Source organism: Pseudomonas sp. S4_EA_1b, assembly GCF_016307435.1.
In the GTDB taxonomy this organism is placed as follows: Bacteria; Pseudomonadota; Gammaproteobacteria; order Pseudomonadales; family Pseudomonadaceae; genus Aquipseudomonas; species Aquipseudomonas rhodesiae.
The window spans coordinates 16,612-36,051 of the sequence record NZ_JAEILC010000024.1 but is presented as its reverse complement, the minus strand read 5'-3'; the positions used below and the strand labels follow the sequence as shown (position 1 = coordinate 36,051).

At 55.1% G+C, this 19,440-nt stretch carries 17 protein-coding genes; 10 read left to right on the top strand and 7 right to left on the bottom strand.

Features of this window, described 5'->3' with window-relative positions:
* The first annotated feature begins 92 nt into the window (after window positions 1–92).
* From mobA to icmT, 6 genes are read left to right on the top strand one after another with little or no spacing between them, the layout of a single operon-like run.
* Window positions 93–395: a plasmid mobilization protein MobA gene (mobA, locus tag YA0848_RS08640; protein WP_009682506.1), complete on the top strand. Its 303-nt coding sequence runs from the start codon at window positions 93–95 to the stop codon at window positions 393–395.
* Window positions 395–2,608, top strand: a complete 2,214-nt coding sequence (gene traI / locus YA0848_RS08635; RefSeq protein ID WP_198731243.1) for a TraI/MobA(P) family conjugative relaxase — start codon at window positions 395–397, stop codon at window positions 2,606–2,608. Before mobA ends, traI begins: the two co-directional genes overlap by 1 nt.
* Window positions 2,609–2,668: 60 nt before the next feature.
* Complete coding sequence (locus tag YA0848_RS08630; protein WP_102642988.1) at window positions 2,669–3,127, top strand: DotD/TraH family lipoprotein; 459 nt, start codon at window positions 2,669–2,671, stop codon at window positions 3,125–3,127.
* 14 nt (window positions 3,128–3,141) lie between these two features.
* Window positions 3,142–4,002 carry a type IV secretory system conjugative DNA transfer family protein gene (locus tag YA0848_RS08625; protein WP_134630331.1) on the top strand — a complete coding sequence of 287 codons (861 nt, stop codon included), beginning with the start codon at window positions 3,142–3,144 and terminating at the stop codon, window positions 4,000–4,002.
* Entirely contained in the window at window positions 3,999–5,177 is a 1,179-nt protein-coding gene (gene traJ, locus YA0848_RS08620) for a plasmid transfer ATPase TraJ (RefSeq protein ID WP_014003901.1), read from the top strand. Before YA0848_RS08625 ends, traJ begins: the two co-directional genes overlap by 4 nt.
* Complete coding sequence (gene icmT / locus YA0848_RS08615; RefSeq protein ID WP_014003900.1) at window positions 5,167–5,430, top strand: IcmT/TraK family protein; 264 nt, start codon at window positions 5,167–5,169, stop codon at window positions 5,428–5,430. Before traJ ends, icmT begins: the two co-directional genes overlap by 11 nt.
* A 41-nt stretch (window positions 5,431–5,471) precedes the next feature.
* On the opposite strand, the gene YA0848_RS08610 is transcribed toward icmT, so the two are convergent.
* Window positions 5,472–6,164: a hypothetical protein gene (locus YA0848_RS08610; RefSeq protein WP_134630332.1), complete on the bottom strand. Its 693-nt coding sequence runs from the start codon at window positions 6,162–6,164 to the stop codon at window positions 5,472–5,474.
* Complete coding sequence (locus YA0848_RS08605; RefSeq protein WP_009682497.1) at window positions 6,151–6,681, bottom strand: hypothetical protein; 531 nt, start codon at window positions 6,679–6,681, stop codon at window positions 6,151–6,153. The genes YA0848_RS08610 and YA0848_RS08605 overlap by 14 nt, the downstream gene beginning before the upstream one ends.
* A gap of 211 nt (window positions 6,682–6,892) precedes the next feature.
* Here YA0848_RS08605 and YA0848_RS08600 point away from each other — a divergent pair, with 211 nt between their 5' ends.
* The 4 genes from YA0848_RS08600 to YA0848_RS08585 all read left to right on the top strand — a co-directional run bounded on the left by YA0848_RS08600 (window position 6,893) and on the right by YA0848_RS08585 (window position 11,403).
* Window positions 6,893–10,012 (top strand): LPD7 domain-containing protein, encoded by a 3,120-nt coding sequence (locus tag YA0848_RS08600; RefSeq protein ID WP_198731242.1) that lies wholly within the window; start codon window positions 6,893–6,895, stop codon window positions 10,010–10,012.
* Window positions 10,013–10,047: 35 nt separating this feature from the next.
* The gene (locus YA0848_RS08595; protein ID WP_009682495.1) at window positions 10,048–10,557 is read left to right on the top strand and encodes a hypothetical protein; all 510 of its coding nucleotides are present in this window, start codon (window positions 10,048–10,050) and stop codon (window positions 10,555–10,557) included.
* An 87-nt stretch (window positions 10,558–10,644) separates the two neighbouring features.
* Window positions 10,645–11,031: a hypothetical protein gene (locus YA0848_RS08590; RefSeq protein ID WP_198731241.1), complete on the top strand. Its 387-nt coding sequence runs from the start codon at window positions 10,645–10,647 to the stop codon at window positions 11,029–11,031.
* Between the two features lie 30 nt (window positions 11,032–11,061).
* Entirely contained in the window at window positions 11,062–11,403 is a 342-nt protein-coding gene (locus tag YA0848_RS08585) for a hypothetical protein (RefSeq protein ID WP_198731240.1), read from the top strand.
* A 48-nt stretch (window positions 11,404–11,451) separates the two neighbouring features.
* On the opposite strand, the gene YA0848_RS08580 is transcribed toward YA0848_RS08585, so the two are convergent.
* From YA0848_RS08580 to YA0848_RS08560, 5 genes are all read right to left on the bottom strand, one after another.
* Window positions 11,452–16,467, bottom strand: coding sequence for a DEAD/DEAH box helicase family protein (locus YA0848_RS08580; RefSeq protein ID WP_198731239.1), 5,016 nt, complete (start codon window positions 16,465–16,467; stop codon window positions 11,452–11,454).
* A 98-nt stretch (window positions 16,468–16,565) separates the two neighbouring features.
* Window positions 16,566–16,871, bottom strand: a complete 306-nt coding sequence (locus YA0848_RS08575) for a hypothetical protein (RefSeq protein WP_102642983.1) — start codon at window positions 16,869–16,871, stop codon at window positions 16,566–16,568.
* Between the two features lie 235 nt (window positions 16,872–17,106).
* Window positions 17,107–18,621: a zeta toxin family protein gene (locus YA0848_RS08570; RefSeq protein ID WP_014003994.1), complete on the bottom strand. Its 1,515-nt coding sequence runs from the start codon at window positions 18,619–18,621 to the stop codon at window positions 17,107–17,109.
* A gap of 12 nt (window positions 18,622–18,633) precedes the next feature.
* Window positions 18,634–19,077 (bottom strand): hypothetical protein, encoded by a 444-nt coding sequence (locus YA0848_RS08565; RefSeq protein WP_198731238.1) that lies wholly within the window; start codon window positions 19,075–19,077, stop codon window positions 18,634–18,636.
* Window positions 19,070–19,435: a hypothetical protein gene (locus YA0848_RS08560; RefSeq protein ID WP_198731237.1), complete on the bottom strand. Its 366-nt coding sequence runs from the start codon at window positions 19,433–19,435 to the stop codon at window positions 19,070–19,072. Before YA0848_RS08560 ends, YA0848_RS08565 begins: the two co-directional genes overlap by 8 nt.
* Window positions 19,436–19,440 lie beyond the last annotated feature (5 nt).

The window sequence follows — 19,440 nt, the reverse complement described above, 5'->3', positions numbered from 1 at the left end:
ATCGCTGGCAGTCGTTTCACTCCCTTGCGATGCCTACCACCCTGCTCAGGGCTGCGCCCCGAGACCCCTTGGAAAACCTGAGGATCCTGCTTATGAGTACCAGTGAGCAAAGGCGTCGCACCGGTCGGCTACCACCTATCCGGTGCTTCGAGGATGAAGAGGAAATCGTCCGTGACAAGGCGAAGGACTGCGGCCAGAGCGTGGGTCAATTCATGCTCGCAGCTGCGCTGGGGAGACGCACAAGGTCAAAGGTGGAGGGGCATATCCTCAACGAACTGCGGAGGCTCGGAGGCCTCCAGAAACACTTGTTCAATGAAGGCGGTGGGAAGCTTTCAAAAGAGTACGCACAGATCCTGGTGGCGTTGAAGGCTGCTATCGAAAGGATCGGTTCGTAATGCTTGCGAAGGTTCCACCGAAACGGGCCGATGGGAGCTCAAGCTTCTCGGCGTTGGTCGACTACGCGACAGAACGTGACGAAGAAATGGAGACACAAACGGATGAGCTCAATCCAGGCCACACCCGAAGAGACGACTCAATTCTTGAGTCTGCTCGAGAACATATCGAAAGAGCAGCAGACCGTTTGCGAGAGATTGGACGAATTGATGCTGCAACTCAAAATGCCATCCGAGAACGTGCTCGAAGTATTGGAATTGCTCTTGATTCCAATGGGCGTCGATATCAACAGGATCAACACCCAGTTCCAGTCCGCATTGACGAGCCTGGACCCATCACAGAACGAGGGGTAAACGCTGATGGACATGAAAGCCGTCTTGCCGTTGCTCAGCACCATCTTGCAGCAGCAGCAAACCATCTCCGACAAGCTGTTAGAAATCATCCTGACTTTGCGGCAAGAGCAAGATCCCGTGGAGCCAACCTTGCGTTTCATGCTGCAGCCGCTCAAAGAAGGGATGCAGGAGATGAGCTCAATGCTATCGCCGAGCTCGAATCCGGACTCCTCCTCGGAGCACCAGTAAGGGAAGTTACACGTTCCGGTGTATCCTGCCAGCACAACTGCTTGAGCTTGGCGACAGCCGCGGCAGAAATGAAAGCAGTAGCGGCTCAAAATTCACGTGTTAAGGATCCTGTTTACCATGTCATCTTGAGCTGGCCACAATCAGAGAAACCAACTGATGATCAAGCTTTCGATTGCGCTCTGCATGCGATGGATGCGGTCGGTATGGGGGGGCACCAGTATGTGTTTGCTATCCATCATGACACGGACAATGTTCACTTACACATGACGGTGAATCGGGTTCACCCCGATTCGTATAACGCGGTGTACCCGGATAGAGATTATTTCAAGCTCGATTATGCAATGCGAGAGCTTGAGCTTCGCTATGGTTGGACTCATGACAATGGTCCCTACAGTGTCATAGACAAAAAGGGATCACCTGAAATTGCCTGGTCAGCGCCTAAACCCAAATTCCAAGGTAAACAGCCTACTCGTGCTGCGGATATGGAACGTCATCTTGACCAGGAAAGTCTGCACACTTATTCTCGCGGTGAACCTCGCGATGCAATTGCAACGCTTCTGAAAAAGAAAAGCCTTACCTGGCAGAAACTGCACGCGGAACTGGCGCGATATGGATTGGGGATCAAGCCCAAAGGTCGCGGCATGGGTATTTATTCGCTTGAAGAACAGAGCTTGGTGCCTATCAAAGCAAGCGACATGCACGAGGCCTTGTCTAAGGCTCGTTTGGAAAAGCGTCTTGGTGACTATGAGGAGCGTAGAGTCTCACAAGAGCTAATGGCACTTATGAGTTACGACATATTCGCAAGTCCACGACGGAATCCTGAAGATCGTCAGCATCGCCGCTCAGAGCGGGCTAGTTTGCGCAGGGCACTACGTGCCCGATACGAAGCCTATCGGACAAAATTTGTATATCGCCGAATTGATAAAGAGTGGGTCAAGCAACAATTCAAACGCGTACGCGATGACTCCAGGCAGCAGCGCCTGGATATCAAATTGCGTATCAAAAATCCAAAGGATCGAAAAGCATTTTACAGTATCTTGGCGTTCGAGACACTAAGAGCTAGAGAGGAACTGAAAACTAAGATTTCAAAAATGCGCGCAGATTTAAAGAATGATCCTTCTAATAAAAGGCTCAGTTATCGTGAATGGGTTGAGCAAGAAGCAGCCACCGGTGATCCAGGGGCAATCAGTCAGCTGCGAGGTTTCACATATGGCGAGAAACGCGCAGCGAAGGTTGAAGGTGCTAACGGTTTCGCATTTGCCCGCGATCTCGATCCTAAGTACCAGTCGATCGATGGAATGCTCGGTGTAGTTAGGAGAAACGGCACTGTCATTTACCGGCGGGCCGCTGGCGATCCGGGATTTGTAGACCTTGGGGGCCAGTTCAACTTCCCTGGTCAAGCGGTTGACAGTGAGCTGATCACACGCGCCTTACGCGCAATGCCGAACACGGCAACAGCTGGTCCGTTGCGGATCACAGGTAGCGCCGAATTTAAGCGCTCACTGATCGAGGCTTTGGTCGATGAACGGTATAGCGGTGCGCTAGCAGATCCAGAGCTCGAAAAATTGCTGCGTGAGGTCAAGGCCGAGCGGGACGCACAGCAGAGGTCAAGAAGCGGCTTGCGGGGGGGATAGTGTTTGCTTGTGTTCATTCCGTATTATAGTATCTATACGAAATCAACGGAGGGTTTGATAATGGCCAACACACGTTATCCACTGGCACTGGTTGCCCTGGCTCTTGCACTTGGGGGTTGCGCATCGAAGAAACCGGACGAATCGGCCCAGCAGCTGATCGACCAACAGATCCTCGAAGCGTCACAACGCATTGAGATGGCTCAGGCCGACCTATATCAGCAGGGCGCGATCAATAGCCGCGTGGTGATGCGACTACCGTCGACCATCGTGGACGACAAGCAGCGTGTGTCGCTCAAGTGGCAGGGCGATGCAGTAGAACTGTTAGCAGCCTTGGCACGAGATCGTGGGCTTGAGTTCTCGTTCATGGGAGTGCGTATGCCGCTGCCGGTCGACATCGATGTAAACAAGGTGCCCTACGACACTTTGATGCTGATGATTCGCTCCCAGGTTGGCTACCGCGCCAATGTGACCCAGACGCCTGTGAAGTTGGAACTCCATTACAACCGGCCTCAGGCCTGAACTGGAGGTACGCTATGAAGCGGATTTTCGCATTGTTGCCTCTGATGGTATCGCTTGCTGTCCATGCAGGCGAAACCCCCGAGCTTGATGCCAGCGGGCAGACAAGCGCTCCGGTCGTTGAAACGGCACCGCCTGATCTCGATTCGTTGCTGAAACCACAGTCAAAAGCGACCACCAAGGTCACCGATATCCGAAATCAATTGCTGACCGACATGGGTAACACTGTCGGCTTCCGCGGCGGTATGGCAGCTCGAGCTCGTGAGCTGGTTGATGGTCTTAACGCACGATCGCCATCACTCGATGCGATGTTCAAGTTCGCTCCCATGATCGCAAAGAACGGCACGCTTCCGCCTGTGATCGTAGAAGCCCGGGACGTTGCTGCGTTCTCTCAAGACCAGGTCCGAACTGCGAATCGCGTCTACAAAATTGAGCGTGAGGAACGGTTCGTGAGTGTCCCCCCTACCTGGCGTGACTACCTCTATGTTGGCCTGCCTCTGAATGCCAGTGTTGAACTGCCCGACTTCGAAGCACGCCCTCAAGACAGCGACGAGGCTGAAATCTGGGAGGTAGCAGTACGTAAAGGTTGGGACGATGGTTACAAACAAGCGGATGCCATTCTAGAGGCCAATTTCAATCGTTTGACCCGTGATTATCTCGGAATGCACCTCTACTCCTCGCTCCTGCAGAACGACATGATCAGCTCGACCAGCGTGGCTGAAAGCCAGCAGACTGTTACTGGTGATGGTAAGCAAATGATGCTGGGCGACAAATTGCGTCGCGTAACCGGCCGAGCGACATTCGAGACTGATCCTAAAAAATGGCGCCCTACGGTCAAGACGCAGCTCCGGCAGGCCGGTGATGGTGCGACCAAGTGACGAGTCCAATATTCGATCCGTACAATTTTGAGGGGGACTTGTCTCCCGATAATTTCATGCGCTTTCTAAAGCTGTGTGCGGACCGGGGCGTGTCTGACATTCTCGTACAAGGCGGCGACTATATTTGGGTCGAACTGCATGGACGGCAACTGAAAGCGTCAACAACGACAATCAAGCAAGGGCAGCTATCACCGTTGATGGCGTCGGCTTGGTCCGCTGAAATTGAAAGCATGATCAAGCAAGGTGATGAGGGTGTTGACCGTGCCTTGGAGCTAGCTGGTGAAGAGTTTGGGCTTGCTCGGGGTACCACGCTACGCTTTCGAACCAACTTCGTTCAAGCGCGCATTGCCGGTATTGATGAGGCGTATTCGATCACCATGCGGGTGATTCCGTCGGATCTGCCGGATATCGATCAAATGGGCATCGAGCCCGACTTGATCCAAGGCTGCTACGCAGAAATGGGCCTGGTGCTGGTTTGCGGACCCACCGGGTCTGGTAAAACAACATTCCTCGCTGGCCTGTACAAAAAGGCTGGGGCAGAAATGCCTGACCGGAAAGTGATTACCTATGAGGACCCGATCGAGTACGTCCTTGGTGGTCCGCACTGGTTGGGACCGCAACCGTCACAATCGCAACTGCGTAGAGACATTGGCGATTTCCCGAAAGCACTTCGGAATGCCATGCGCCGTAAACCCAGTATCATCGGTATCGGTGAAGCTCGTGACCGCGAGACGATCGAGGCAATGACTGAGGCTGGGCTGACTGGTCACTTATGCTTTGCCACCATGCACACGGAGTCTGTGGCCGAGACGATCAACCGTGCAATTCAAACCTATCCACCTGACCAGCAAGCCGGTATGGCTTCACGCTTGGCTGGTGCCTTACGTGTCATCCTGGTTCAACGCCTGCTCAAGACCACAGATGGTAAGCGAGCAGCGATCCGTGAATACCTGGTGTTTGATCGTGAAGTGCGCAATGAACTACAGTCCCTTCCTTACACGGACTGGGGCCGTTTCATTCGAGGTTTACTTGAGAAGGCCGAGGCCACACTGGATGACAAAGCTTGGCGATTGTTCCAGGCGGATCGCATTGATGCCGGCGAGTTCATCAGCCTGGCCGGCGCTAAAGAGTTCAAGAAACGCTGCGAGTTGGAGGGTCTAGACCATGGCATCTAGCTGGAGAGGCGCATCAATCTCCCCCAAGGCCTTCGGCATCCCCTGCGGTGCTTATCTGCCGTTGATGGCCTGTTTGTATGTGGGGCATAAACTGTGGGTATGGATCGCCGCTGTGATGATCATCGTCTGCTTCGGGGTCATGGCTCACATTGGGTGGACGCTTAATGTTTGCTGGAACAAGTTCCTGGGCTTCATGCGCGGAGGTCGGATCGTTTCACGGCCGTGGTGGTACAGGAACCGATTCAGAGATTAGAATAAAACCGCCCTGAGAGGCGGTTTTTTAATGTCGGTGGTTCAGCGGGCTCGAGGACCTCGGTCCCTGCTGGCTTGTGCAGCCAATGGTGCAGCGTCGGTATTGGCTGGCCCTGGCGGTTCTAACGTGATCCGGATCCCAGGGTTGAGGCGGCAAGTCGCCTCCTTGATTGCCGACCAGTGTTTATGGGGGAGCACTCCTACCGTCAATGGCTTCTCACTGAAGGCCACTTTGGCAGGGTAGGCAATTACCTTCATATGTTCCCAATCTGGAGCGGCGGTCAGCGTGCTCAACAATTCGGGTCGTTGCTGCAGCAATAGATGAGGCTTCGCCAATTCGGTCTTTGTCGGGGTCAAGCCTTCGCTGACCAACCTTTCCCGCAGAAGATCCTGCAGATCATCCATCATGCTCCTAGACATTCTGGCAAACGACACAAAATCGTGATTGGCCAGGTCCTCAGGCTTCATCATGAGTGGATTCTGCTTGTGATCAAGCTCCACCAGGAAATCGATAACGGTAAAATGGAGTCGGTTTTTATCAGCGTACGCCCGAGCCGCCATAAAGCCGTCCTGCTTGCTCTGATACCCGTACAGCGCCGGGAACACGTCCCCAGGTTGCCCGTTGAGTAGCGCGCCGCAGTCCTTCAAGGCGATCGCCCGCGGCGCTGGGCCAGCGTAGAAGTAAACGCTGGAGAGCTCGATAATGTGCGAGTCTGTTTTCTCAGTCGTGCTCACCAATGCCACCCTTTGACCAACCCTGAATCAAGACCCTTTCCACCTTCTGTCGTTCACCTACCTTACTTACGACATCCTGCATCACGCGTTTGCACTGTTTAGGTGTCAAATCCATGCGCTTCAAGGCCTCAACCCATTTCATGACTGGCCGACCAGGCTTGCCATCATGAAGCATCAAGCGGTAAACCGAGGGTGGCGATCTGCCAATAAGGGTGGCAAATGTATCTCGGTCTTGAGGCGAATCTTGCAGGCCTAAATAGTCGTAAAAATCCTTGATATCCAACGGCGGTTGCACCGGCGAAGACTCAGGATGCGTCCTGTAGAGAAAGAGGAGCATAGCCACAACGGGGTCGTTGATCTGCTCAGCCGACTTATCCGGGCCTGTAAGCTCTTCCCACTTCGCTTTCTGCAGGCCAAAGGCATCTGCAGCAGCTACCTTGGTCAGACCGTTCTCGATCCGCCATCTCTCCAAATCCGTTCCACAAATTGGCTGAATTTCATCAGTTCCAAAGGACATTTGATCCCCTCAAATGTAGCAGACGTAGCCCTCCTGGGCCTTAGGACGCGGAGCTTCCCATTCCGCTGAATTTTGAATAATATACACAATACGAAATTTCAGCAGTCACGGTCCAGCCCAGAGCGACGCGCTTAACCCAACTTTACCCAGCCCCTCTACGGGGGCTCAGGGCAACGGACTACCCCACCATCCGGAAGGAGGCAGGATTGCCATGAGCGAAGTAAGCGAAGCCTTGATGCAAGAGTTCCGCCAAGCTGTCTACGAGCGATTGAATTCGCCGCAGGCAACAGAGGCCTCTCCCCGTGAAGCTATCGAACGTCGTGCTAAGGCGTACCAAGCCTGGCTAAATAGCCAACCTTCCGAAGAAGAGGCTGCGGTCGTCCCTACTGCGTTGGTCAGACATTGGGTTGCTGCAGACCTGTCGTCATGGCGCTCAATTGACGCCAAGGATACAGCTGAAGCAGCAACTACCGTTTATCAGAATATTTTCGCATACGATACATATGCGGAATTGCTAAAGGAACTAGACCAGGCCTTTTACAGCGAAATTATTTCGCGTTTGGGGGGGCATGAAGCATTCGGTAACGGTTTTGGCCGTGGAAACCCTGATTCAGATCAAGAAACTGTTGATCAGGATCCAAAAATCCAGATCAGCGAGCTCTTGAAGGAAATCACCTACAAGGAGCGGCGCGATGGCAGCGTCCTCTATTCCCTGCATGACAGACCTATTTTCATCGACCATGGGCAGCAAATCCTCATGGTGGCTGAAGCTAAAGATGATGAGATGGCCATTCTCGCCGGCCTCTACATGGCGAAACAGAAGTTCGGTGGGTCTATCGAGCTAACTGGCAGTGAAGAGTTTAAGCGCCGGGCGATCGCGGTTCTGATCAAGCATGAGGTTCCGGTCGAGCTCAACAACCCCGCACAAGAAGCTATTCGCCGCGAACTGCTCGGCTTGCCTCCCATTGCAGCTGTACCAGACAAAGCCGCCGCGCAATCTGAAACGCCGAAGCCGATCGAGGCATCAACCGCTGAGAAGGTAGCCACCTCCAGCGAAGAAACGGCATCACCTGCAGAACCGGCCGCAAATGATCCTACCCCTGTGAATGCCCGCGAGGGTGTGATCGTAGATTTCGGCCCAGCGCCGTATCTTTTCGATAAGAAGCAGAGCAAAAGCTTCTACGTGAAGCTTCGCAACAGCGACGGAGAAGAGCGTGTTACCTGGGGTGTAGATCTGGCCCGAGTGTTCCGCGAGAACGAAATCGCTGCAGGCGATACCGTCACGTTGAATAACTTGGGTCGTAAGCAGGTGACGGTAGAGGTGCCAGTGCGCGGCAGCGATGGCCGTGTCGAGCGTTACGAAGAAAAAACGGTTCATCGTAATGAGTGGGAAGCCGTTCTGATTGCTAAAGCTGAACGTGAGCAGGCCCCCCCAGTCGAACCGTTGGCAGCTGAGTCCCTCACAGTTGCAGGACGCGATGCGAGATTCGTTGAGTCAATCGGTCTGCCTACCGGTGATATCAATGACTACCCTGATTTGCTGCCGTATCGGGCCGAGGATCACGCTATGGCGGTCATGTGGGAGCATGACAGCTCTCCGGAAGGCCTGCGGACAATTGAAAGCTGCATGGTCGAGGCAAAGTATCGCGCCGCGTTCCAAGCCAAGCTGGACAGTGAGCTCGGCAAGCTCAATACGTATTTTCGCGGGCAGATGGAAGCATCAGAGGGTTACGCCATAGCTAGAGAGCTGCTGGCAGACGCTGATAAGCAGTACGGGCCACTGCCCGAGCCTGGCAGCAATGAGTTTGACCGGATGTACCAGTTAGAGAATTGCTGGGATCCAGATGAAGTCATCGAAGCAATTGAACAGATAGATGCTGCTTATCTGGCCTCACTGAAAAATCATCAAGGCACAGATCTCCCCCCTCGCTCCTCGACGGATTCGATTCCGACAGAAGTTTTGGAGTCATTCACGCTGGATAGCTACAGCCAGTATCCATATGACAAAGATACGACGCCTTCGGCCAGGTGGGAATTGCTGAGCAGCGAGGCTGCTAAGCACGGCTACACCGCGAAAATTGGCCTAGTGAACCAATCGGAAAGGGTCGATGGTGTCACGTACTCCATTGCCTATTTTGACCGTGAAGGGCAACCGACCGGTATCCACACTGAATTGTGCGGGACGGGCAAGCCCGAGAGCGCTCCTGCAACCTTCCTCAATGGTCAGCGCATCCCCCAGCCAATGATCAACGATCCAGGCGCGGATATCGCCGTGCTTGCTGGTGCTATCTCCGAGTACGAGAAGTCCAGAACTCTGGACCGTACAGGAGAAGCTCCACAGGCTGCTGATGAAGTAGAGCTGGGGGATTTAGCTACAGCTGCGGTCGAGCACCGACATTTCCAGGCAACTGAGGGAGTGCCATTTGGTGACTCCGATCTGCAGCAGGCTGAGAACCTTGTTCCGGTAAACGCCGCCGCCTGGTGGCGAGATCAGTCTGAAGCCATCAATACCTGGAGCAAGTCGCTGGAAGAGCTTGAGCACGACCTGGCCGCTCTTGGGCCGGAGCCTGCGACCGACCAGTACTACTGGTTCGACAAAACAGGCCGTCCTGTACCAGCACCAGTGAACGAGTACGACTGGATCATGGCGAAAGCTTTTATCAAGGATGAGCATACCCCCGAAACCCAGATTGAAGGCTTTGGCGCTGGCCTTCAAGGCAGGTCGAGCAACTCCGGTGTACCCGGGGACATTTCCAGCGCTTCAACCAGTGACTCAACCACTTCTCAGGAGGTTGGTATGGCAAACGCTGACAGCAATGCGGGACAGAAACTCATCCTTCGCGGTGTAACCAAGCTGGATAACGACCAGTACGACACCACAGTGCTCCTGTACCAGGGCAGCGGGGATTACCTACAGGGATACGTGAAGGTCAACGGTGAGAAGCACCAGGTTCTCGCGTTCATCAATGAGCGTAACCCCGACCCAGGTACCGGTGAGATCAAGCCCAACTTCATCACGCTGTCCCAGCCGAACAACGATGGAAGCGACCAGAAGTGGACGCAGATCGGTTTCGGGAATGCAGTTAATCGGCGCGGTGACGGGAAAGCCGTTTACTTCGATGAGGTGCTTTTCAACGTTGATAACCAGATCATCAAGGCAAAGGTTACCAAGCACGTTGATGAGGAAATGCACCGCAAACTGGGCTTCCTCGAGCAACGTAAAGAGCGGGAGAAATCAGTCGATTCCCCAAAGCCCCAGGCTCTGACGGAGCCCGTCAAGCAACAGCCCAGCCCGGCGCAACCCACTGTTAAATCCCGGGCACGAGCTTGATGCTCCTGGCCGTTGAATGTTCTTGGAGGACTGGTATGAAGACACTGACCCGCGCGTTACTCGTTGTGCTGCTCATGAGCTCGGCTGTGACAGCCCATGCTGCCACCTGCCGTAGCGGAGAAGCCGCGGTGCGTGGTGGTGAGGCCGGCCTGGCTCGAGATCAGGACGCGGCCGACACCAACCAAACGGCTGCTCAGACATCGTCAGACATTTTGGGCAAATGTGTCGGAGGGATCACCGGCATATTCAGCACTACTTCATTCCCTGATCTTTCTGCCATCTGGCAAATGATCAAGGACAAGGTTTGCTCGATTGCCAGCTCCTCAGTAAACGGTGTGATTTCCGAAGTGAATGGACAGATCAACGGCGTCATGAGCGAGGTTAACGGGGCCGTGACTGATGCTGTCAATCAAACGGGCGTCAACGATACCGGCCTTGGCACCGTCGTCGGTAGCGGTGATACGCACATCAGCAACCCCGTAGAGGTCGGACACACCAGTGACGCGGCCGATTCATCAACAAATTGGAATGAAGTCTGGAAATAAAAGCCTTAGAGCCCGCGAATTCGCGGGCTTTTGGTTTTTCGGAGAAAGAGTTGCGGCCGGCGCGGCGGCGCTAAAGGAGGATCGGCCATGAGCGAAGTTTTTGTCAGCACCGTTCATCCGGCCCTAGGTCGGTTGTACTGGGTATTCACATCCAATGCTGATTGCAATTACCCCGATCATTACAGCTTGACCGATTGGAGCGAGCTAGCAACTCGGTTTCCAAAAGGTTGGCGTGATCATGACTACTACCACTGGCAGCACCGTTCGCACATCTCGAAGGTTTTCGAACCTGATGACCCCTACGGCGACTATGCCGAGTACGAGGATGAAGAAGCCGGATGCCTGGAGCTGCGGCTTTCGGGATTGCTTGCTCGCTTGCAAACCAAAAGCGGGCAGACAGTTGAGGAGTTTAGGCACTGGATGTTTCGAGCAGCTTGGGTAGACGTTCCTGCCCTGCGCATTGTCGAGAGCTGAGTAGCGGACAGAGTTTATGAGGGATCTTCTATGAGTAACGTGAGTTTAGCTGGACCCTGCAGCTTCAATCCTTTGCCCGAAGTGGACGCGTGGGTTGAGAAAATGGCAGAGCTCGCAAGTCAGAAAATGTCTGGCCCTATTCGAGCAGCCGTGTGGCCATACAGGGTTGGTGACCTCGAATTTCTTAGCGTTGATATGGATGGCGAAGCTGGAGGTTCGCTGAGTCTGACATTTTCAACGGGGGCCGAGCGTTGTGACTATGGAATCGATGATGTTGAATGCCCTGATTTGACCGAGGCTTTGGTAATGGCATCGCTGTTCGTCCGTGCTGTAGATGCGAAAGTATCCGTATCCGCGGGAAGTTTTCTGTAGCTAAGCTGAGATGAAAATGAGAAAGGGCGCCATAGGCGCCCTTCTTCGTTACGCTCGCATTTTACTCCGTCCAGGCGCTGCGGAGCCTTGTAGGAGGACCGATTTTGGCTCCCACTTCGACTGGTAGGAGTCGTCAGCTTGCATCAGCTTTAGTTCCCGAAGCACATCCCGAGCATCCTCGCGCAGGTAGTCAAGCCGAGTCTGCTGCTGGAACGGCTTCGCCTTCTCCTGAATCGCTTTGTTGAGCTCTGACAGCTCGCGTCCCCGTGTCGACTCGGCCTCATCCCTCCAGCCTTCCAGGCGCTCCAGGAAGTTGTCCATCCGGCTGATGAACCCGCTGATGCTGAATTTATCGTCGACGCGATACACCAGGTTGTCCGGCTCGTATGAGTCCCGACCGGTGACGGTGAAGTGGATTTTCTGCCGCTCGCATGACACTTGAATTTCGAAACCTCTATAGCTTCCTACGGGCACCAGCTCTGCGCGCTGGAACGTGTCTTCAGACCGCCGCTCGACGGCCCTCTTCATGGCGCCGGCGAAGACCGCGGCCAGTCTTTCCTTGTCCGCGTCTTTGTAGGGCTTGCCATTCGCCGAGAACTCGAATTCAGGTTTGGTGCCGGCATCGCGCCGCTGGATCTCAATTGACCAGCGGGCGATTGCCCGATCGGCACGTGAGTCGGCGTCACGCAGCCACGCAATGCGGCTGTCGAGCGAGTGCTGGCCACGTTTGAAGTTGGAAAACAATGCTTCCACCTTCTTGAGGTCTGCAGCGATTTGCACCTGCTGGAAGATCAGAGGATTACCGGTGGCCGCGGCTTTCATCTCGGCGGCGTTGGCTGCCTCGCTGGCCACATCCTCGATCACACGCTGGAGGCTGTCCCCCTTGCGGAATTGTTCGATGCCAGCTGCCTTGAATTCGATGGTCTGCCACATGCGGCTATCGTAGGTCTGTTTCGTTGCGTAGCGCAGAATCTCGATCTCGAATCCGTCAGGGTCCATCTCATAGAAGAGGTTACCTTGCCGCTCGATGCGACCATCGCGTTGCTCCAGGTCGCTTGGGCGCCATGGTGCATCCAGGTGATGGAGAGCGACCAGGCGGCGTTGGACATTCATGCCGGCACCCATCTTCGCTGTTGACCCCAGAATGATCCTGACCTCGCCGGCATTCATCTCCGCAAAGAGCTTGGCTTTCTGCAGATCTGTGTTGGCCTCATGGATGTAGCGAATCTGGTTCGCCGGGATCCCGCGAGCGAGGAGCTTTGATCGAATGTCGTCGTATACGCTGAACGAGCTGGCTCCTGCCAGAATATCGTCCATAGAGATCGAGGCTTCTCCTTCTTCTTCGTCCTCTGAGCTCACAGCAGCCTGTTCTAGACGTTTTGGACCTTTTGGCGTGGATAGGTCACAGAAAATCATTTGCGTGCCTTTACGGTCGTCCCAGTCCTGCCAAATGCGGAATGCTTGATCGACACACGCATTCACTTTGCTACCTGCGAAATCCCCAGCGCCGGGATCGATGAGTCGGAAATCCAACCCCGCTTTGCGCGCGTCGTTGGTGATCTTCAACGGATTGTCGAGGCGGGGGTCTTTCGGCAAATGCTCCATGCGATGGATGATCGATCCATCGTTCCAAGTCTTGAACGTCGATCCATCTGCTTTAAGCAGCGGATTACCCTCTGCGTCGATCGCCTCTTGCTGAATGCCCATGTACCAAGCTTGAGCCTCCGATCGATCCACAATCACGTTCTGCGGGCGACCGCCTTTCAGCTTCGGTACTGGGAATCGGGTACCTCGGGCCTCGGCCTGGTCCTGTAGATCCTTGCGTGTGATTACATCAGCGAAGGTTCGATACATCGCCGTCAGCTCGGGAACGTTCTGGAACTTTGCAAAACGCGAGTTGAGCTTGTAGTTGACGCCGGTAGCGTCAAGCTCCCAGCCGGTTACAACCTGGCCGAATGTCGAAGCCCAGGCATCAAAATGAATGATGCCCCGGGCCTTCATTTCATCGTACTGGAGGTATCGTTGTACGGTGTAGAGCTCAGCAATCGTGTTGCTCAATGGGGTACCCGTTGCGAGAAACACGCCTCGGCCGTCGTTCCGTTGCTGCAGGTAGCGACACTTGACGAAAAGATCGAATGCTTTTTCCGATCCTGCCAGATTACCCAGCCCCGATACCCTGCTGAGCGAGGTCGTGATGAACAGGTTTTTGAATTCCTGCGCCTCATCTACAACCAAGGCGTCAACACCCAGATCGGCAAAGCTGACGGCCTGGTCTTTAGAACCGGTGTCGGCTTTCTTTTCCAGTCGCTCGGTCATCCGCTCTTTCGCCTTTTCCATCTCCTTGATGGTCACGCGATCGCCCTGGCTGCTCTTGAGGTCCAAAATGGCGTCAGTGAGATCCTGGATTTGCTCCTGCAGCAGCTCCTCGAGCGTCTCCGGGGGCATGCCGATTTTTTTGAACGAGCTGTGAGCCACAACCACAGCATCCCAATCCCCGGTAGCGATTCGGGCAAAGAGTCGCTCCCGGTTTTCTTTCTTGAAATCCGTCTTCTCAGCAACCAGCACGTTGGCGTTAGGGTAGAGGTCGTAGAAGGCATCCTTCCACTGCAGTAGAAGATGATTCGGTACCAACACCATTGGCTTTCGGAAAAGCCCCATCCGCTTGCTCTCCATCACGGTTCCGACACACACCAGCGTCTTACCGGCGCCGACTACGTGATCGAACAGTGCTGTGCCGTCTTGAATTCCGCGCCAAATTGCGTCCTTCTGGTGCGGACGTAGCGTTATGTCCAGCGAGGTGCCGGGCAGCTGCAGGTGTGAGCCGTCGTAGCGGCTGGGAATATTGGTGTTGAACCGATCATTGTAGAGTCGCGAGAGGGATTCACGACGATCCTGATCCTCCCAGATCCAGTCGGTGAACGCAGCGCGGATCTCGTCCGCTTTTTGGTTGGCTGCAGCGGTCTGAGTTTCATCAACCTGCATGATCGGATGGCCATGATCGTCCTTTCCGACCTCCACTTTCACTTGGATCGGGCGGTTCGTTAAAACCGCCTCTACCAGCTTGTTTGCGGGGTACGCTTCGGTGCCCCAGGTGACGCGCATGGTGGTGTTATCCCCCTCGGAGATGTTCACCATCCACTTGCCCAAGGCCTCCTGGTAGTCGATGCGCCGGCGTACATCCCCCATCAGGTGTACGACGAAATCATCGATTGTCTTCGCCGGTACCCAGGTCGAACCCAGCTGCACGGAAATGTCGATCGGCTCGATGTCTGCTGGCTGTATCGGACGCAGCGCCTCGACGTTCTCCAAGAACTTTGGATCGTGTTCCGCGGCTCGAAGCGCTCCTCTGAGTTTCGCTTTCACGTTCCCGGTCAGGTACTGATCGGCTGTTTCCCAGCGATCCTTGCCCGGATTGAAGTAGACAAGTCCCTTCAGGTCGCGAAGGAGTTCAGGCTCACTCAGACCGCACAAGCGGATCATGCGCTCGAGGTCTACACGGCCCACCTGGTTCATGCTGACAACCAGTGCATCCTTAGCGGATTCGACGTGCCGAATTTCTTCGCGTGGGCTCATTACGCGGCGCGAGAAGATTGCAGCTTTATCCGCTGTGGGATTGCGCGCCGGCACACCGTGCTTGCGTGCCATGTCAGCCGATACGCCGCGATCGTAGTTGCTCTCAAGCGCATTGAGCAGAGGGTATTCAGGATCCTCCCCCATCGCCAGGCGGTTGGCTTGGCTACTCAGGTGGCCAAATCGACGGACGTACTTGTCGTACAGGCCATTCAAACGGCCGCGCAAGGTTTCCAGATCTTGAGGGTCAACGGACTGCTCAGCATTCATCAACGCGCGCAGAGCGTCACGTACCTCAATCATGCCGCGAATGCGTTGGCCTGCCCGCTCGGTTTTCGGGGTAATCAACTGGTAGTCGTGGGCTGCAAGCTGATCTGGCAAGCGACGGGCCAATTGGTCGTCAGCGGTCACAAAGTAGGAACCCACTTTGGTATTCGCTGGCAGGTCGACCTCGGGTTTACCTGCTTGGCCATCAGTTTCATCATCAAGAGGCTCGCCTGTGAAGGTGCGGATAACACCTGCAGGCAACGCTTGAAGTCGGGCGGTGATCGCCGCGCTCAGGTCCTGGCCTGGCTCCGCCATCAAATCAGCGGCATCGCGGCGCATCTTCCCTGTGAGGGCCATCCGGCCGGCCATCTGCTCGGGATTGTCGATGAAATACTGGTTGATCGTGATTGGCTCACCCGATTCGCGATCTCGTATTTCACCGACATCTACCCAACGGCGCTCCGGTTGGTCTCCGGGGAGAGCCTTCTGGAAGAACACGATATCCGTCGTTACTTCGGTCAGGGCATTCTCTTTGAACGCCGTGTTGGGTAGACGTATAGCGCCCAGGAAGTGGGCCGAATCTGCGATATGTTCACGCGCCTTGCTATTGGCGGCATCAAGGAAATACCGACTGACCACGGCTCCCATCACACCACCAGGTCTGAGCGTATTGAGCGATTTAGCCAGGAAGTAGTTGTGGATCGAGAAACCAGCCAATTCGCGGTGATGCGGGTCATACAACGATTGCGATCCGAAGGGCGGGTTCGCCACGCAGGCATCGAAGTATGCGCTTGGGATAGCTACATCCTGCAGGCCGCGATTGATGAAGGTGGATGATGGATAAAGATGAGCGCCGATCTGCGCTGTCAGAGGGTCAAGCTCGATGGCGGTGATGCGGCTGTTGATCCGCATTTCTGTCGGCATCAGGCCGATAAAATTGCCAGTGCCGGCAGCTGGTTCCAGAACCTTGCCACCTTTGAACCCTAGTCGCTCCAGTCCCTCGTAAATGCCGTCGATTACGGTGGTGGAGGTGTAGTGCGCGTCCTGGGTGGAGCGCCTGGCCCTCTCGTACTCATCTTGGCTGAGCAGTGATGCCAGTTCCTGGTACTCGGCACGCCAAGCATCATTTCGATGATCGAAAGCCTGCGGCAGTCCACCCCATCCTACATACCTGACCAGCGTGGATTGTTCGTCTGGGGTGGGGCCACGACCTTCCTTGTGCAGCACCTGCAGCAGTTGAATGGCAGCGATGTTATCGCGGAATTTCGATTTTGGACCGCCAGAGCCCAGTGAATCAGCACCGGTAATCGCATAGTCTGAGGGGGCTACAGGTCCGTTTTGATCTCCAACATTTGCAAGATCTCGTGCTCGGTCAGCCCCTGCTTGCTGTCCGCTGGCAGGCTGTTGATGGCCGTCAATTCCAGGGCTTGCTGCTCCAATAGCCGGCTGAGCAGTTGCAGCTCGCCCTGAAGCTCCATCGCCTTGAGGCGATCCGGGCTGTTCAGCGCCCAGCGATCCAGAATCTTCCAGCCTTGGAGACTGAACGACGGCGACTGGCGGATCGATGCGAGTGTCTGTTGGCTCAGGACTCGTGCGGAGATTTCCAGGGGCTGTGTTTGGTTGGTGATCATAATGTCGGTCTCCTTGGTCTTCGTCGGAATCGAGGCCGGCTTGCAGGTCCTCGATGGTATCTACCGTCTCTTGAAAAGCGAAATCGAACGTCATCTGCCCCTGATTCTCTGGGGTCTGCCGCCGTTTTCTAGGCATTGCCGTCGCCTCCTATTTCAGTTCGTATAATAGTCATTATACAAACTACTGAAGGCGCGACAATGTGCGTTTCTAACTCACTGTTTTTAAAAGGTACTGTTAGTAGCCCGGCTTCGGCCTTTTCAGGAAATCTCCCTGGCTAAGATCGGTCGGGTACTTGTGACGGTACTCCGATCGGAGGCCATCCAGCTCAGCATGCTCGCTCGGGGCAGCTCGCCGTACAAGCATCTTTCCCTCGATCACTTCCAGGTTGTAACTGAAGCCGCGAATCTCCTCGGGAGTCCAGACGCGCTCGCGCTCTTGAGTGATGCGCAGTCGGCCAGCTGCTGGAGTGCAATCCACTTCAGACAGGCGACGCGCATACAACTCGGTACCGTTGCGGCTAAACACCTGCAACGTATCGACTAGGTTATCTGATTCTAGCCGTTCGACGGTTACAGGCAGGCCTGCGTAGGCCTGATCATGCTTATCTCGATTCGACCAACGACCAAATCCGTTGGCTTCTCGCTGCAGCTCGTAGCGCATATGAATGCTCATGCGGCTGACGAGGGGATCTACTGCCAATACACGGGCCTCGACCCGATAGCCAGCGGTGTGAAGGCGAGAGCACAGCCTGGCGAGACTATCGGGATCCCGCATGGTCCCGTCGATCAAGAGATTCCGCCGATTCTTGATCGCCAAATTGGTGAGCTTTACCGACCATGCGCCGGCATCCGGATGAGTACGATCGGCGGCCAAGCGGTCGTTCTGCCGCATCAGCTGCAGGTATTGCGGATGGTGCTTGCGCAGCTCATCAGCATCAACCTTGATGGTGTTACCACCGAACTCATCCAGTGCTTTGCTGCTGAGTCCGGCCTTGCCTGCACCAGGTTGTCCCCCGAGAAGAACGGCGGTTGGATGGTTGACAGGTTTGGTAGTGGAGAGCGCCAAGAGGGCGATGTCGTCAAAAATGGCATCGTGGTCTTCGGGGGACAGTCGGAATTGCGACTGGTCGTCCTTGGGAAACGTCATTTGCTGTCGGTGTCCTTCCTTGATACCTGCAGCGATTGCCTGAGCTTCAATGCGCAGCTCGCTGATAGTAAGCCTACCGTCTGAAAGTCCGACGGCCTTCAACATGCCTTGTAGGGCATTGCGGGTGCGGTCCCATGCTTTTCCGAGGAATGAACGCTCCTCCTCCGCGACAAATGCGAAGACCTCTTCTGCACGATGGATGCCGGGGAGTTTGGCGTAGTGCTGATCCACGTACGCCCAAATATGGGCTAGTGAAGGTTCGCCGCGCGTTTCAAGAACGCGATCCAGGAATTCCCGCTTTTCTTCGGGATTGAAGGTGTTGAGCCCATAATGCCCGAGGAGCTCGTGGCGCAGCGCTCGTCGGACGGCCCCTTCATCACCCATATTGGAAGCGGCAAGGGTAAAGATGGCTCTTGCTGGGTGGTAGGCTGCGTCAATTCGGTATCCGATTTTTTCTCTTGCGGCGTCGGGTCCATAAATTTCCTCCTGCGTGGCCTTGATAATAGCAGTCACACCTATGTGACCACGATATTCGGCCATGAATCGATCCACTATCGCCTGGGCCTGAGCAACGGTGAGGCCAACGTCATCGGGAGATGCCATGAGGTATCCCCTTCAAGCCGAAGCTTTGACAATCGGCCCGTAGCGCTCTATTGCGTACGCTACCGCCACATTGTCGTCAATGCGAAGCCGGGAGCGCTCGACTACGAGCTCAGCTTGCTCGGCCCTCAGCTGATCAATCAGCGCCTGGTTCGGTTCGTCCTTGCTGCGCTCGTTGTGGATGTCGCGAGCTTTGAGGGCGATCATGTTGCCAATGGTTTCCATCGCGGCTTCAAAGGCCGCAAGCTGGTGATCCGTCCACTGTGCCGGCATGGCATTGTCCTTCTTTTTTGGTGTGAAGGCCTTGATGATCAAGGCGAGGCCAAGTATCAAAAATAACGCAGACTGAAGCCATTCGGCTGTGGGACTGAGTTCATTGAGTCGAGAGTTGATCGCCATGGCCAGGCCCACTACGACACTCAAAGCACCTACAAATAACCGCATGATTCGATTATTCATCGTTTCCCCTTGCGGCGCTGTCTTTGACCAAGGACAGCTCGAAGCAGTCATTCAACACGGTCATCAAGTGTTCCGCAGTAGGCGCGCTTTGGCAGCGGAACAGCACGATGGCCAACTCTTTAAGGCCATGGGCTCGGTGGATGCTGTTGACCGCCAAGGCACGTAAATCATCGGTGTCATAGACGTTCGCCAATGCCACCCCCTCCGCGCCAGTGATACCTGCCGTGCGATCGATGGAGGTCTCAACCGACGGCGGCAAAGCAGGTTTGTGATCCGCATCCACCAGCATCAGGGAGACGATGAATGGCACCGACATTCCTGCGGGATTTTTGGCGAAGTAGGCCGGGACGACCTTCATTTCAG